The organism is Yersinia vastinensis, from assembly GCF_044905075.1.
Taxonomy (GTDB): Bacteria; Pseudomonadota; Gammaproteobacteria; order Enterobacterales; family Enterobacteriaceae; genus Yersinia; species Yersinia vastinensis.
The window spans coordinates 2465147-2480563 of the sequence record NZ_CP173260.1; the positions used below are offsets into that span (position 1 = coordinate 2465147).

Below are 15417 nucleotides of genomic sequence, written 5' to 3' on the forward strand. Positions count from 1 at the left end.
GTCGTCAAATAGTGACACTGTCACTCCGACACACAACGCATCACAACATTTTGCGGATAACGTAATGCAAAATGCCACCATTCTCAAAATAGACCAATTCATTCCCCGTATCGATACGGCAACGCGTATTGACCGTCTGTTGACGGCCATCAGCATAGGTGAATGTCACCGCAACAGTTTGCCCCGGAGCCAGATTTTGTAACCCGCTGACGCTGATGGACTCATCTCCGGTGAGGCCTAAGGTTTTGCGGTTAACACCTTGCGGAAACTCAAGTGGTAAAATTCCCATACCGATTAAATTTGATCGGTGAATACGTTCGAATGACTCAGCAATCACGACCCTAACACCCAGCAATCTCGGCCCTTTGGCCGCCCAGTCGCGACTGGACCCTGAACCATACTCCTTCCCCGCAATCACCGCCAATGGCACCTGTTCCTGTTGGTAGCGCATCGCCGCATCGTAAATCGACATTTCATTTTGCGATGGAATATGGCGAGTTATCCCTCCTTCAACACCGGGCACCATTTCGTTGCGAATACGAATATTGGCAAAAGTCCCACGCATCATTACTTCATGGTTGCCACGGCGGGAACCATAGGAGTTGAACTCTTTGATCTCTACTCCACGATCTCGCAAATAACGACCGGCCGGGCTGTCTAGCTTGATATTACCCGCAGGAGAAATATGGTCCGTCGTCACTGAGTCAGCCAAAATGGCTAAAATACGCGCATTATGAATATCTTGAACAGGCTCCGGTAACGCTTTCATATCACTGAAGAAAGGAGGTAAACGAATATAAGTGGAGTCATTTTGCCAGTCATAGGTTGGTGTACTAACAACCTCAATCGCCTGCCAATCTTCATCACCGTCAAATACTGCCGCATACTCTTTGCGGAACATCTCTGTTTTAACCTCTTCAACCGCTTTAGCGATTTCAATCCCAGTTGGCCAAATATCTTTCAGATAAACAGGATTACCCTCAGGATCATGACCTAGTGCATCTTGGGCTAGGTTGATATTCATATTCCCAGCCAAGGCGTAAGCCACGACCAGCGGAGGTGACGCCAGCCAGTTCGTTTTAACCAAAGGATGGATTCGCCCTTCAAAGTTACGGTTGCCGGACAGCACCGCGCCCACGGTTAAATCCCCGGCTTTAATGGCTTTTTCTATTGGGTCCGGTAATGGGCCAGAGTTACCTATACAAGTAGTACAGCCATAGCCAACCAAATTAAAACCCAGATGGTCAAGATAAGGCGTTAGCCCCGCAGAGTTGAGATATTCAGTCACGACTTTAGAACCGGGAGCCAGCGAGGTTTTAACCCAAGGTTTAGTTTTAAGCCCCTTTTCTGACGCTTTTTTGGCAAGCAAGCCCGCCGCCATCAGCACACTTGGATTTGAGGTATTAGTGCATGAGGTGATAGCGGCGATGACCACCGCCCCTTGCTCTAGCTCATGAGTTTGCCCCTCAAGTGAGAAAGAAACATGGCTTACTTTATCTTTCTTGCTGTTCACTTCCAGCTCTTCAAAAGCATTAAACGCGAGCGGGACTTTGGGCAATGCAACCCGGTCTTGTGGCCGTTTCGGCCCGGCCAAACTGGCTTCTACTGCACCCAGATCCAATGATAACTGGCTGGTAAACACAGGTTCATCCCCCGGATAACGCCATAGACCCTGTGCTTTACTGTAGGCCTCGACTAACGCTATCTGTTCATCACTGCGGCCACTTAAGCGCAGGTAGCCTAATGTGACATCGTCCACTGGGAAGAACCCACAGGTGGCACCATATTCTGGTGACATGTTGGCGATAGTGGCACGATCTGCCAATGGTAAATCAGCCAAACCATCGCCGTAAAACTCAACAAACTTACCTACCACACCGTGCTTTCTCAGCATTTGTGTAACCGTTAATACTAAATCAGTGGCGGTGATCCCTTCACGCATTTTGCCCGTCATCTTGAATCCGACCACATCAGGAATCAGCATCGAGACTGGCTGGCCCAGCATTGCCGCCTCTGCTTCAATCCCTCCGACCCCCCAGCCTAAAATCCCCAGACCATTAATCATCGTGGTATGAGAGTCAGTGCCCACCAAAGTATCTGGATACGCAACCTGTTTGCCGCCCTGCTGTTCATGCCAGACGGTCTGCCCTAAATACTCAAGGTTAACCTGATGACAAATTCCGGTCCCCGGCGGTACGACACGGAATCGGCTGAACGCTTTTTGCCCCCAGCGTAAAAAGATATAGCGTTCGTGGTTACGTTCCATTTCTAAGCGAACGTTTTCGCCAAAGGCGGCTTTATCGCCAAACTCGTCAACCGTCACCGAGTGGTCGATAACCAAGTCAACAGGAGATAATGGGTTAACCTGAGCAACATCGCCGCCCAAACGCTTAACCGCTTCTCGCATAGCGGCTAAATCGACGACGGCGGGTACACCGGTAAAGTCCTGCATGAGAACCCGCGCCGGACGATAAGCAATCTCTTTATCGGCATGACCGGTTTGTTGCCAATCAATAATCGCTTTGAGGTCTTCCTCTTGGACCTGCTCACCATCCAGATGGCGCAACAGGTTTTCCAACAACACTTTCAGTGATTTCGGAAGTCGGTCAATATCACCCAGTGCTGCCGCCAGTTGCGGTAGACTGTAATAGTGATACTCGTGGTTAAGGGCGACCAACTTGGCCATACTCGTTTTACGCAGATCCAACGACATAGCGCCTCCATTGTTTCTTATAAGTGTTCTAAACATCATTCATCTCAACAAGGCTATTCCCTTGAAATTATGAGGTCTAGATTAAATATAACACAAAGAAACATTAACATTTTGGCAACAATGGCGATTACTGGCAGCGATAGGTTTTAACGATAATGGATCCTTAATGCTAGCAGCACCAATATATTAATTTTAAACGGCTAATGAGGTACCACAAAAGGTAGGGAATTCAGATAGCCATAATCCCACTGCATTTCATTATCGTCTATAAACTCCTCTTCTCTATTATTTATTGCATCTTCGCTCTCAATTCCTGCTGAAAGTGTATAATAGACTGGGTTAGTTTTATAATCTGATATTTTCTCCTCATCCTCCAATGATCCTGCAACATCCGGTATATTGGTTATTTGGTTCTCATCCGGCATATTCGACTTTAGTAATGTCTCAAGTTCATTAAATATGTCTAAACTAATTGTTGGAAGCGCCATCTCGTGTTTTCTAATAAAGGGAGCAGTATTCTCTCGGTCATAAGAATCAGGGAAGAATATACTCTTCAGCCAATCTAAAACCTTGCTAGTTATTGTTCTGAAATCAAGACTTTGTTGTAACTCTGTGGGGCATTGTGGTTCAAACTCAAAATAAATATTAGTTTTGTTTTCATCTAACTGAAAGTCCTTACCCAAGAGCATTTGGCAATGTAATGTAAATAAACCACACTTCCCATCAGTATAATTAACTGAATAATTCATTGTAAGTTCGGAATCACTATCACTATCACTATCAAATTCCATTAGAATATGACTATTATGATGCAAGTATGGATACATTTTATCACTATGTGCAAGCGCAAATTCTGCCATTGAAAACTTACTCATTAAAGTCAATACACGAACCCTTCGTTCACTTTCAGCTTCATTGTCTGGAGAACTTAGCCAGCCCCCCAAAACTAACCCATCTAAAGCTTCACTCGCACTGTTAATACTATTTTCATTATTCCCACAAATATAGAATTGAGCTTTTTCAGGAATAGCGCCTCTGTTCTCTAATGCCTGAAATGTGTTACTCAGCCCTATTTTTGATAAAGAGTAAGATATTTTATCCATAGATTATCCTTGTTTACTTTCATTGTGAAAATGTTGAATACTTATATGAAAATACATTATATTTTTTAAATTATCTTTTAAATTTCAACTTAATAGTTCTTTATAGAAAATCAGATATACAAAAATAATTGATAAGCCACCATTCTATTTAACATAAATCATAGTAAGTAGGTTGCCTTCTCAGTACCCATACTTAGCTTTCCCATGCAAGGAACACCAACGCCTGAAGATTTGAACTAAAGATGTGTTCTCCGGTATAACATGTTGACATTTCTATTTTTAGTGTTTTCTCTTCTGCATCATAAGTTCTGTCTGTTATTATAAAATCAGTCTCAGGAAGAAATAAAAATTCATCTTCCCCATCACGCAGCACACTTGAAATGTCTGCACCTGAATAGGGATTGTCATTATATATTTCAAATAAGACATTTATAGAATCATTATCCAAAGTGGTTTTATCACCACAAAAACTCCATGCTACATCTTCGTCTTGGGATGAACTCATGAATGATTTAGTACTAAATATAGATCCTTCCGTCCAGTTACTGGTGCTAAAAAGGGACCTAACCTCCCCTCTGAACAATGTCTGTTGAACTGTAGGTTGCATGGCCTGCAACATTGTTAGATGCATGAGCGATAGTTTCATCTGAAATACATTCGATCGTACGTTTTGTTGCTCACCTTGAGACTCTCTTAAAAAATTATTTATCCTCACATAGCCATCCTCCTTAAAATCTCTAAAAGCAAACCAATCGATGAAGTTTACTTTTCTATAGGCAGAAAGTTGGTTGAAATTTTTGATTTCATCATGGATATCTAATTGAGTTACGTTTTGTAAAAAATCCTCACTATATATCGATGTTAACTCATTCAGAGCATCACTAATCTCACTGACTGGAACTGATACGTCATCGCTATTTGGCATGCTACGTAGATAATTTAAATGTTGTTTTTCTGGAAAGGGTAATTCAGGGAGCAATAGAGGACAACTGGTATTAGTATTAGAAGGATTACTCACTGAAAACATTTACTGTCCTTTTATAAAAATTGAAAATATACGAACAAAAATATAATAAAAATATAAAATCAGGTGAATTAATTAAATTTCATTAGCATATACATATTCTATTGTGTCTACTATTCCCTACCACGATAGACAAAGGAACCCCCTTGTACATACAACTTAATTAATATGTAACATTGTTAAATAGATAGTGCACTACGTGGAATACCCTATAAACAGGATGAAATGGAAATTATGACGAATAAGAATACCAAGAAAACCTCCCAATCAGTTGCTTCGCAAGCGGCGAAAATACTGAAAGATCCTAATGCTTCCGCCATCGAAAAAAGTCTTGCAGGATCGGCCCCATCTCAATCTAGCACGAATAATCAAACAGGCGCACATATGGAGGATGTCGCATCACAAGTTCTGGCAAATTCTAAATACAGTGAACAAACCAAAACGCTGGCCGGCTCAGTACTGGCACAAGCCAATAAGAAACGTTAGCAATGCAAAAAGCCCCATTAACTTGGGGCTTTATCTTTACGCTACAAGAACAATTATTTCGTCGGCAATTTTATGTCTTTGAACATCGCCTCAATATCTTCATTCGAACGCAAAGCAACCGCTTTATCCACCACATCACGCGTCAAATGCGGGGCAAAACGCAGGATAAAATCATACATATAACTACGCAGGAAGGTACTGCGGCGGAAACCAATTTTGGTGGTACTGTAAGTAAAGATATCGCGCGCATCAACCGTCACTAAATCAGGGTCTTGAACTGGGTCAACCGCCATACTGGCGATAACACCCACCCCCAGCCCTAATCTCACATAGGTTTTAATCACATCCGCATCGGTGGCGGTGAAAACAATTCGTGGAGTCAACCCTGCGCGATTAAATGCGGTATCCAACTCTGAGCGGCCGGTAAAACCAAAGGTGTAGGTTACTATTGGATAGGCTGCCAGCTCTTCAATGCTGACATGAGTCTTGCCAGCTAATGGATGATCAGGCTTAACAACCACCGCGCGATTCCAGTGATAGCACGGCAACATGATCAGGTCGTCGTACAAATGAAGTGCTTCAGTTGCAATAGCAAAGTCAGCACTCCCCTTGGAAACTGCCTCAGCAATTTGTGTGGGTGACCCTTGATGCATATGCAAGGACACGCGCGGATAACGTTCGATAAAGCCTTTAATCACATTAGGCAATGCATAGCGTGCCTGAGTATGAGTCGTGGCTACATACAAAGACCCTTTATCTGGATAGGTATGTTCACCAGCAACCGCTTTGATGGCATCCACTTTTGACAGCACTTCACGAGCAATACGGATTATTTCCAGCCCTGCGGGAGTGACTTGTGTGAGATGTTTACCACTGCGGGCAAAAATCTGGATGCCAAGCTCATCTTCCAGCATTCTGACCTGTTTACTTATCCCAGGTTGTGAGGTGTACAGACCCTCTGCGGTAGATGATACGTTAAGGTTATGATTAACCACCTCAACAATATAACGGAGCTGTTGCAATTTCATATCTATACCATCCTAGGTTAAACACTGCGGGGAACGCCACAGTTTGGTATATCGGTATCACCCGGTATGCCGAGAAGTTATTAACTGAAACTTATAGCGACATGCGAAGTGGTCAGTATTGACCTTATAATAACTTAAGGTGATAAAAAAATATTTTATATAACTACTATATCATTTCGCCAACAACTGTATATACCCTTCTCTCGTTGCATTGTAGCGATAGTAACGACTTTCCTTGCTTAAATCTCTGACTTGGGTCTGCCTGTAGACTTGCGCTATTAGCTACCTAGACCATCGAGTATTAGCCTAAAAATAATCGTGTTTTGGATAAATGCAGACAGCCGTTAATGATTGATAGTATCAACGGATTAACCAAGACTATAAAGCACTTGGATAAATTAACCCAATAAAAAAACCAGCCATTGAGGCTGGTTTCTTAGGCATGGCTCGGCATTTTAACTTTACGACTGAGCGCGATTAATCTCTCGAGATACCACTCTCACTCAGTAAAATGCTTATTTTTTCGCTTCAACCCATTTGCCATCGATATAGAAAGCAGACCAACCTGTGGCTTTGCCCTCTTTTTCAGAGGAAACATATTGTTGCTTAGTTTTACGGCTAAAGCGCACCATGGTTTTGTTACCCTCCTTGTCCGTCACTGGCGCATCCGCCAAATAACGTAGCTTCTCAGGTAAACGATCCTTAAAACGAACCAACTCTTCAACTAAAGGTGCACGTGTTTCGCGCGATTTAGGGAAAGTATTGGCCGCTAAGAACACACCCGCAGCACCATCTCGCAACACGAAATAAGCATCAGATTTTTCACAAGGCAATTCGGGTAATGGCACCGGATCTTCTTTTGGCGGTGCAACTTCACCACTGCGTAAGATTTTACGGGTATTTTTGCACTCGTCATTGGTACAACCCATGTACTTACCAAAACGTCCCATTTTCAGGTGCATTTCGGAACCACATTTCTCGCACTCAACAATAGGGCCTTCATACCCTTTGATGCGGAACTCACCTTCTTCTATCTCATAACCATCACATGCAGGGTTATTCCCACAAACATGCAATTTACGTTGGTTATCGATCAGATAGCTGTCCATTGCAGTGCCACATTTCTGGCAGCGACGACGGGCGCGTAATGCGTTGGTCTCCGCATCATCACCTTCCAAAATGTTAAGAATTTCAGCTTCTGGTACCAGATTGATGGTGGTTTTACAGCGCTCCTTCGGTGGCAATGCATAACCTGAGCAACCTAGGAACACCCCGGTACTGGCGGTACGAATCCCCATCGGACGACCACAAGTTGGGCAATCAATGCTGGTCATGACCATCTGATTTGGACGCATACCGCCCTCTTCAGGATCTTTTTCGGCTTTTTCAAGCTGCTCGCTGAATTCAGCAAAGAATCCATCCAGCACAGCTTTCCATTCAGCCTGATCGTTGGCCACTTGGTCCAAACCACTTTCCATCCGCGCGGTGAAATCGTAATTCATCAACTCGCGGAAGTTTTCTTCCAAGCGGTCAGTAACAATTTCACCCATTTTCTCTGCATAGAAGCGGCGGTTTTCAACCCGAACATAGCCACGGTCTTGAATGGTCGAAATAATCGACGCATAAGTAGATGGACGGCCAATACCCCGTTTTTCCAGCTCTTTCACCAATGATGCTTCACTGTAACGTGCCGGTGGCTTGGTAAAGTGCTGGCTTGGGATCAGCTTTTGCAAATCCAACTCACTGCCCACTTCAATCACTGGCAAGGTGCGATCTTCATCGCCTTTGCGCAGTGCTGGCATGACCTTAGTCCAACCGTCAAATCGCAAAGTACGACCTTTAGCGCGCAGTTGGAAGTCACCAGCCTGCACGGTCAGCGTCGTTGAATCATATTTGGCCGGTGTCATCTGACAGGCCACAAACTGACGCCAAATCAGCTGATACAGCTTCTGGGCATCGGCTTCCATATCTTTTAATTGTTCAGCCAGCACATTCACATCAGAAGGACGAATAGCTTCATGCGCTTCTTGTGAGTTCTCTTTGCTGCTGTATTGATTTGGTGCAGACGGTAAATACTTATCACCAAAATTATCACCGATATAACCACGAACCATGGTCAACGCATCTTGACTCAAATTGGTGGAGTCAGTACGCATATAGGTGATATGGCCCGCTTCATACAAGCGCTGCGCCATCATCATGGTCTTCTTCACACCAAAACTCAGGCGGGTACTAGCAGCCTGTTGCAAGGTGGACGTAATAAAAGGTGCGCCGGGCTTGCTGCTGGTCGGTTTATCTTCACGATCCAACACTTTGTAGCGCGCGTTTTCCAACAATTTAAGGGCGGCGTGCGTCTGCTCACGATTGACCGGTTTAAACGGCTTATTGTGAGCATGGGTGACTTCCATTTGAATCGGTACTTCACCCTTTGCCAGCAAGTCGGCATGCAGTTCCCAATACTCTTCAGGAACGAATGCTTTAATGTCCCGCTCACGTTCGACCACTAAGCGCACCGCGACGGATTGCACACGCCCTGCAGACAGGCCACGAGCAATTTTTTTCCACAGCAGCGGAGAAACCATATAACCCACAACCCGGTCCATAAAGCGACGGGCTTGTTGGGCATTAACCCGGTTGATATTCAATTCACCAGGTTGATTAAACGCTTGTTGGATAGCATTTTTAGTGATTTCGTTGAATACCACACGACTAAAACGCTTATCATCACCACCAATCACTTCCCGCAAATGCCAGGCAATAGCCTCTCCTTCGCGGTCAAGGTCGGTTGCGAGATAGATATGGTCAGCGTTTTCAGCTAATGCTTTAAGCTCGGCAACCACTTTTTCTTTGCCGGGCAAAATTTCATACTGCGCTTTCCAGCCATGATAAGGATCGACACCCATGCGGTTAACTAATGCAACCTTTTCGTCTTTCTTTACTTTAGTTTTGGGTTTATCAGCTTTCTTGGCTTTATCTTCAGTTGAGTTAGCGCTCTTCTTACTGGCAGATCCACTGGTCGGCAAATCACGAATGTGACCGACACTGGACTTAACCACGTAGTTATTCCCTAAGTATTTATTAATAGTTTTGGCTTTTGCCGGGGACTCAACTATTACGAGAGCTTTACCCATAATTACCTTTACCTAAATTATTTCTTCTAAAAGAAGGTTTTTATCTTGCCGTACCGCGGCATTCGCAATCTCTTTTTTATATTGCGGTACTTTTTCAGGAGATCAACCTGTTTTTTTGATCGGTGCCACAAAAGAGTCATCCGAATCATGCTTGACGATCCCGCAAAATTTTTGCCTGCGCCCAGTGTAACAGCAGTGAATTCTGCCTTATGGCGTCAACAAAACCTTCCACCTAATAGTATAAAATCCCACACTGTACCTGATAAAAAGCGCTACGCAACCTAATTAGCTCGGAATCTTAATTTATCCAATATTGATGATAAAGCCATCAATAGCTCGAATAAACCTTAGTCGGTTTGCGAACAAATGCTAACCCGCAGTACAATAGTGAAAGAATTTACTTGGTTCTGAAAACAAATATGATTGTCGTGAGGGAATATAATGCTCGGAAACACAGCACCGATTACGCGTAATGAATTGTTGGCAGAAGCTAATGAGATTATTCGCCAGCATGAAGATTATCTGCATGGTATGGAAGCAACAGAGGTTGAGCAGAAAGGTTCTGTCTTAGTATTTCGTGGTGAATTCTTCCTCGATTCAGATGGTTTACCAACAGCAAAAACAACCGCAGTATTTAATATGTTCAAACATCTGGCACACGTGTTGTCTGCTAAATATCATTTAATTGATTAATTCTGATTATTCTTCTTTTATTACTTTCTCGTTTAGCTATTGAGCCAACAATAACAGGGGGTTTCCCCCTGTTATTATCTTGTAAAACTCAAATCCTATTCGACTAGAGCAGGGGTTTTTCCCCACGCTGCCACCACCGCAATAATAGGCGGTCGACACTTTCTGCGGCGCTCCCGGTAAAACGATCCATTAGACGTTTGCGACGCGAATAACGCACACCTATAACTTCGTGGTTATCCATTTCAGCAATCAGTAAATCATCACTGGTACCAATCGCATCAACCAACCCTTTCTCTTTTGCTTGAGTACCAAACCAATGTTCACCGGTTGCAACAGCATCAATATCTAAAGAGGGGCGTTGTTGTTGAACAAACTGCTTAAATAGCAGATGAGTTTCATTCAAATCTTCGCGAAATTTCTCGCGCCCTTGCTCAGTATTTTCACCAAACAGCGTTAGGGTTCTCTTAAACTCACCAGCGGTGTGCAGCTCAACATCAATGTCGTTCTTTTTCAATAAGCGGTGGAAGTTAGGTATCTGTGCGACAACCCCGATAGAACCAATAATGGCAAAAGGCGCGCTAATAATGCGATCCGCAACACAAGCCATCATATACCCCCCGCTCGCGGCCACTTTATCCACCGCGACGGTCAGACGTATACCTTTATGACGCAAACGCTCCAATTGCGAAGCCGCAAGGCCGTAACCATGCACAACCCCCCCCGGGCTTTCGAGTCTCAGCAATACTTCATCTTGCGCAGTGGCAACCGCCAACACAGCAGAAATCTCTTCACGCAATGACGTGACTTCATGCGCATCAATGCTACCTTTGAAATCAATGACATATAAACAGGGTTTCCCTGTTGCCACCGCACCGGCTTTCGCGCGCTGTTTCTTCAGTTTTTGATCGGATTTTTGCTGCTTTTTAAATTCTTTACTCCAGACTTTTTGCTCCGAGGGACTCATGCGCGCTAAACGCATCTCACGCTGCATTTCCTTATATTGCTCACCCAAGTCAACTAGATTGAGTTCGCCTCGTTGCCCTTGTTTCCTCATTCCTTGGCTGACAATCAGTAGTACTACCGCACCAATCGCAACCACAATGGTTACCACTTTAGCGAGAAACAGTCCGTACAGAGAAAATAACTCCACAAATACCGCCTTTATTCATCTGCTATTAAAGAGATACCTGCATTCTAGCGAACCCATCGGCCGCCGTCTTGCGCAAATGAAAAATTGCATTGGTTTCGCTTAAATATAAGAATGTAAGAGATATCGCGGCATGAAAAATAGAATACTCGCCGCCAGCAAGAGGAATAATTATGCATTATCAACCTAAAGGTGACCTGCTCGATAATCGGACTATTTTAGTCACGGGTGCAGGTGATGGCATTGGTCGCGAAGCGGCGCTGACTTACGCACGTTTTGGTGCTCGTTTGATTCTCGTCGGTCGTACAGAGAGTAAACTCGTCGCTGTAAAACAGCAGATTACAGAGGCTGGCGGGAGGTCTGCAATCGTTCTGGTGCTTGACTTACTGCATGCAAGCGAACAGGATTGCCAGCAGTTAGCCCAAACCCTCAGCACACAAATTTCTCATTTAGACGGAGTGCTGCACAATGCGGGTTTACTGGGTGAAATAGTTCCCATGTCCGAGCAAAGCATTGCTGTCTGGCAAGATGTAATGCAAGTGAATGTCAATGCAACTTTTATGCTAACTCAAGCATTGCTACCATTGTTACTTAAGTCTCCCAGCGCTTCATTGGTCTTCACCAGCTCCAGTGTTGGACGTCAAGGTCGTGCCGAATGGGGTGCTTACGCCGTCTCCAAATTTGCCACTGAGGGCATGATGCAAGTGCTGGCTGAAGAGTATAAGCACAGTAATCTACGAGTTAATTGCATTAATCCCGGCGGAACGCGGACTCAAATGCGGGCAAATGCCTTCCCTGACGAGAATGCCGATAAGCTAAAAACACCTGCTGATATTATGCCGCTATATCTTTACCTGATGGGCGACGATAGCCGAAGAAAGACGGGTATCAGTTTCGATGCACAACCGGGCCGCAAAGCTGGCCCCGCCGAATAAAGGAACGTTTATGTCTGAAGAACGCCACCAGCAGCGCCAACAAAAAATAAAAGAAAAGGTTGAATCACGAGTGGCCGCAGCACAGGAAATTCGCGGTATTTTGATTGTTTTCACCGGCAATGGTAAAGGTAAAACCACTGCTGCATTTGGTACAGTAACCCGTGCAGTTGGCCATGGTCTGAAAGCGGGAGTGATTCAATTTATTAAAGGTGAATGGCCGAACGGTGAGAAAAATTTGCTGCAACAACACGGTGTCGAGTTCCAAGTGATGGCGACAGGTTTTACCTGGAATACGCAGAACAGAGAGACCGATACCGCGGCCTGCCAGGCGGTTTGGCAACACGGATTGCGTATGCTGGCAGACCCGACGTTGGACTTAGTTGTGTTGGATGAGCTGACGTATATGGTGGCGTATGACTATCTGCCACTAGAGGAGGTTGTTAATGCACTAAAACAGCGCCCTGCCCATCAAACGGTCATTATTACGGGGCGTGGTTGCCATCGAGATCTGTTGGAAATGGCGGATACTGTCAGCGAATTACGCCCAGTCAAACATGCTTTTGATGCTGGCATTAAAGCGCAACAAGGTATTGATTGGTAATTATCTGATGGCATAAGAAGAAGTGGGAAGAAGAAAATATCTTCCCACTTAGTGGATTACCCGCGTTTGTTCGATCCGCGACGCCCAGTCGTTGCTGCTGGCGTTGCATTACCTGCATTCTGACGAGTAGAACCTTTACGTGCAGAACCTTGACGGCCTGCAACCTGACGACCAGCGACTTCAGTATGACGCTTAACCGCACGGCGAATTTGGTTCGCTTTCACGCGACGTCGGTCTTTCTCTACTGGCAATTTACTTACAGTTTCAGAATCCAGCTCCACTAATTCACGCAGATAGTTAGTGGCGTTCAGATCTAGCTCTGTCCAGCCGCCACGTGGCAAGCCTTTTGGCAGATTGATATCACCATAACGTACACGAATCAGGCGACTAACTTGCACACCGACAGCTTCCCATAAGCGGCGAACTTCACGGTTGCGCCCTTCGGTTAAGGTGACGTTATACCACTGGTTAAGCCCTTCTCCGCCTTGGAATTTAATGGTGCGGAATGCCGCAGGACCATCTTCCAATTGCACGCCACGGCTCAACTGCTTGATTTTTTCGTCATCAATCTGACCAAACACCCGCACGGCATATTCACGTTCAACTTCGCGGCTTGGATGCATCAGACGGTTAGCCAGTTCACCATCGGTGGTGAACAACAATAACCCGGAGGTGTTGACGTCTAAACGCCCGACCGCGACCCAACGAGACCCGCGCAGTTTAGGCAAACGATCAAATACGGTTGGACGACCTTCAGGGTCATTACGGGTACAAAGTTCACCCTCAGGCTTGTAATACGCCAGAACACGGCACACTGCCTCTTCAGATTCTTTAATAGATAGAAGATGACCGTCTAGACGAATTTTAGTGGCCTGAGTCACTTCAACCCGATCACCCAGCTTTGATATTTTACCATCAACGCTAACGCGGCCTTGTTGAATAATGGTTTCGATTTCTCGACGCGAGCCATGACCGGCGCGAGCCAAGATTTTCTGTAATTTTTCGCCCACAACTTTATCGCCCTGTGGTTTAGGGCTTTGTGGCTTTGAGTTTGGTAATTTCTGGTCTTCTGACTTCTCGCTCATTGAGCAACCTCTAATGTCGCCTTCACAGGCGTCGTGTATAATCGTCTCATCAATAAGTTATGTTTTTTTACCGCACATCAACTCATTGGATTTTAAAACTTTTCAAAGAAAGCACGCAAATAAGGCGCCACAGCAACTGCTACACCTGATGCTTAGGGGTCACGTATATTACACGAATTCTAGCATGAAAGATTCTAATAAATCTTTACAGCCTGTTTAGAGTAAACGAGGGAGTCGTCAGCAAACTCAATGGCATGCCTAAACAGCACCGCAGCCATCAAGACTCTTGGCAGCCCTTTTCTGACCAATTCGCCAGACACACTAAGTATCCACAGACGAGAATCAGAAATAATTGGCTTTTAAAAGATAACGATTTTGAGCCATTCCACTGTACAGCCCAATTTGACCAAAATCGTTAATATTGAATGGATCGAATAATCTTGTACAAACTAATGCTGCCGTGCATTTGTTCCTAGCGGACAGGGAAAATGTTTTTCCATGTCCGGAACCGTTAAACTAGAGAAGAAAATTTATAGTCTGAGCCACACCAGCTACTTTTCTTTATCACCAAAAACATGCCGCAGATTAATTTCTTAACACTCTCCTATTTAGTTTGCGTGACTCAGGAAAGTTAACTCCTGAGTGCAATACATGAGAATGTTACGTCATTATAATCATACCATTGTACTTTGTGGTCCAGAGTGTGTATTGCTCAAGAACTGTGAAACAATTCCGGCATTCATTAGCATAGGTTGTAATGTGTTGATACCCAATTTACCCAAAGCACTGCGTTTGTGATAGCTAACCGTTTTATTACTTAATTCCAAATGATCTGCAATATCATTGTTCGATTTGCCTTGCAGCAATAACGCCAGAACAGTTCGTTCTCGCCGCGATAATATGCATGGCCGTTTTTTATTCAGAGCTGGCGGGCTGGAAAATACTCGATTTAATTGGCTAACGAATTGACTCATCAGGGCATTTTGCGCAATAACAGCATAAACCTGCTCAACCCCAAAGAAATATTGCTTGAGTAGATGAACACAAAACTCATCTGCGATGATAATGACGCGACAATTTGGGCGATGTATCCGTAACCAGTCAACCACTAAGCTTAGGCTATCACCCGATGTATAGTCCTCACCACGTAGATTCAAAATGGCTAGATTAACAGTAGGAAACTTCACCAAGTTATCATAGCAATCTGTGAGGGAGCTGACACTGGCAGCAACATTGACGGATTCACTCATTAAGAGTTTTTTTAAAATACGCTCCAAACTGAAACGAGTAAAAGAACAAGGATGTTGAATGATGGCAAATTTCTCTTCCATAGTGTTAATTTCCTTGATAGCGAACATAAGTTGGACGTTATTTATCTAAACTCTCTTAATTTTTTGAAAAATGAATTAATAAAAAACATGGCGGTCATGGCTGAGAACAGCGATAACCATAATGAGAATGCAATAAGAGA

The 15417-nt window shown here is 44.4% G+C and carries 12 protein-coding genes; 4 read left to right on the top strand and 8 right to left on the bottom strand.

Annotation, left to right across the window (positions count from 1 at the left end):
• Positions 1–40: 40 nt before the first annotated feature.
• The 3 genes from acnA to ACIOG0_RS11555 form a co-directional block, all read right to left on the bottom strand.
• A complete protein-coding gene (gene acnA / locus ACIOG0_RS11545; protein ID WP_128451537.1) occupies positions 41–2713 on the bottom strand; it encodes an aconitate hydratase AcnA in 2673 nt (890 codons plus the stop codon).
• A gap of 200 nt (positions 2714–2913) precedes the next feature.
• The gene (locus ACIOG0_RS11550) at positions 2914–3816 is read right to left on the bottom strand and encodes a hypothetical protein (protein ID WP_128451536.1); all 903 of its coding nucleotides are present in this window, start codon (positions 3814–3816) and stop codon (positions 2914–2916) included.
• A 193-nt stretch (positions 3817–4009) separates the two neighbouring features.
• A complete protein-coding gene (locus tag ACIOG0_RS11555; protein ID WP_050140607.1) occupies positions 4010–4843 on the bottom strand; it encodes an ADP-ribosyltransferase in 834 nt (277 codons plus the stop codon).
• 231 nt (positions 4844–5074) lie between these two features.
• On the opposite strand from ACIOG0_RS11555, the gene ACIOG0_RS11560 reads away from it, so the two are divergent.
• Entirely contained in the window at positions 5075–5326 is a 252-nt protein-coding gene (locus tag ACIOG0_RS11560) for a hypothetical protein (RefSeq protein ID WP_404704841.1), read from the top strand.
• A gap of 53 nt (positions 5327–5379) precedes the next feature.
• On the opposite strand, the gene cysB is transcribed toward ACIOG0_RS11560, so the two are convergent.
• Positions 5380–6354, bottom strand: coding sequence for an HTH-type transcriptional regulator CysB (gene cysB, locus ACIOG0_RS11565; protein ID WP_050101310.1), 975 nt, complete (start codon positions 6352–6354; stop codon positions 5380–5382).
• Between the two features lie 515 nt (positions 6355–6869).
• Positions 6870–9485 (bottom strand): type I DNA topoisomerase, encoded by a 2616-nt coding sequence (gene topA, locus ACIOG0_RS11570; RefSeq protein WP_050101311.1) that lies wholly within the window; start codon positions 9483–9485, stop codon positions 6870–6872.
• 441 nt (positions 9486–9926) lie between these two features.
• Here topA and ACIOG0_RS11575 point away from each other — a divergent pair, with 441 nt between their 5' ends.
• Complete coding sequence (locus ACIOG0_RS11575) at positions 9927–10178, top strand: YciN family protein (protein WP_050101312.1); 252 nt, start codon at positions 9927–9929, stop codon at positions 10176–10178.
• A gap of 103 nt (positions 10179–10281) precedes the next feature.
• On the opposite strand, the gene sohB is transcribed toward ACIOG0_RS11575, so the two are convergent.
• Complete coding sequence (gene sohB, locus ACIOG0_RS11580; RefSeq protein WP_050101313.1) at positions 10282–11328, bottom strand: protease SohB; 1047 nt, start codon at positions 11326–11328, stop codon at positions 10282–10284.
• Between the two features lie 170 nt (positions 11329–11498).
• Here sohB and ACIOG0_RS11585 point away from each other — a divergent pair, with 170 nt between their 5' ends.
• Both ACIOG0_RS11585 and cobO read left to right on the top strand, forming a co-directional pair.
• Positions 11499–12260, top strand: coding sequence for a YciK family oxidoreductase (locus ACIOG0_RS11585; RefSeq protein ID WP_050140605.1), 762 nt, complete (start codon positions 11499–11501; stop codon positions 12258–12260).
• A 10-nt stretch (positions 12261–12270) separates the two neighbouring features.
• Positions 12271–12861 (top strand): cob(I)yrinic acid a,c-diamide adenosyltransferase, encoded by a 591-nt coding sequence (gene cobO / locus ACIOG0_RS11590; RefSeq protein WP_050101315.1) that lies wholly within the window; start codon positions 12271–12273, stop codon positions 12859–12861.
• Between the two features lie 56 nt (positions 12862–12917).
• On the opposite strand, the gene rluB is transcribed toward cobO, so the two are convergent.
• Together rluB and ACIOG0_RS11600 are read right to left on the bottom strand one after the other, a co-directional pair.
• Positions 12918–13946, bottom strand: coding sequence for a 23S rRNA pseudouridine(2605) synthase RluB (rluB, locus tag ACIOG0_RS11595; RefSeq protein ID WP_050101316.1), 1029 nt, complete (start codon positions 13944–13946; stop codon positions 12918–12920).
• Positions 13947–14620: 674 nt separating this feature from the next.
• Positions 14621–15277 carry a LuxR C-terminal-related transcriptional regulator gene (locus ACIOG0_RS11600; RefSeq protein ID WP_050101317.1) on the bottom strand — a complete coding sequence of 219 codons (657 nt, stop codon included), beginning with the start codon at positions 15275–15277 and terminating at the stop codon, positions 14621–14623.
• Between the last annotated feature and the right edge of the window lie 140 nt (positions 15278–15417).